Here is a 971-nt window from a genome sequence, read left to right as displayed (position 1 = left end):
AAAGATAATACATTTTCCGGCGGAAAGCAAATTATGTTAAAATCGTTGCCTGTAATTTATCCCTTCCCCTGAAAACGCTTTTTCCTCTGTCCGTTTTATTCATTTCGATTGAAAACGGATAGGCAGAACCATCCTTATGGCCACCTCTTTTCCACCAGTTTTTGCAGGCTTGAACTTTTTCAGCATTTTCACTACGCGGACGGCTTCAGCGTCACATGAAGGATGGAGCGGTTTCAGAACTTTTACATCTGTGACATTTCCTGTTTTATCAACTGTAAACCCAATAACCACAGAGCCTCGTATATTTTTTTCCAAAGCATCTGCAGGATAACGAATGTTCTCTGCCAAGAATTGCAGGAGAGCCGTCTCTCCCTTCGGGTATCGGGCAGGTTGTTCCACCTTGTAGTTGGCGGGTAAAACGCTGTCGGGTGCAGACGCCGTCAGCAATGCGGCGGGCATGTCGGCAGCCGCGGCCGTACCAGACTCTGAGGTCATGCCCATTGAGGCATAGGCGGGATGTCCCACAGCCAGCACACACAGGCTGAGAGATGCCAGGAGCAGGTTTTTCATCTGCCAAAAGCGGGAAGTCTTTTTAATGTTCATCATTCTGATTCGCTTTGAAAAGGTAATACACTAAAGTTATTGATAAAGGGTTTCGCTATCGTTTGAAAATTCGCCACTCATGCTCTTGGAGAAATTCAGTATCACTATATTTACGGATGCAATATACGAAAAAGATCGCAAATCAAAACCCAATATATTAAGTATTTATTTTCAGAAAAATCAATAAGTTCTGTTTTCAATATGCGTGGAAAGTAAAACACCTCTCAAAAGTTCCCAAAGGATATCAGCAAATAAAGGAATGTATATCGTCCGGCCAATTCGCAATCGTTAAAAAATAGTATCTTTGCAGGCAGAAGTTACGAAAAGAGTGTAATTTATTGGAAATGAGCGTAGGTTAATTGCTCATG

At 42.4% G+C, this 971-nt stretch carries 1 protein-coding gene; it reads right to left on the bottom strand.

The features are described from left to right. Positions 1-99 precede the first annotated feature (99 nt). Entirely contained in the window at positions 100-606 is a 507-nt protein-coding gene (locus C5S62_RS00970; RefSeq protein WP_104403678.1) for an energy transducer TonB, read from the bottom strand. Positions 607-971: the final 365 nt, after the last annotated feature.

The sequence above is a fragment of the Prevotella sp. MGM2 genome (assembly GCF_002933955.1).
Taxonomy (GTDB): Bacteria; Bacteroidota; Bacteroidia; order Bacteroidales; family Bacteroidaceae; genus Alloprevotella.
Note: the sequence above shows the minus strand (reverse complement) of the source record. Positions and strands in the feature narration are given on the sequence as shown.

What these genes read in the sequence shown, in the direction of transcription:
- C5S62_RS00970 (WP_104403678.1), bottom strand. Translation starts at nt 606, where the DNA reads ATGATGAACATTAAAAAGACTTCCCGCTTTTGGCAGATGAAAAACCTG.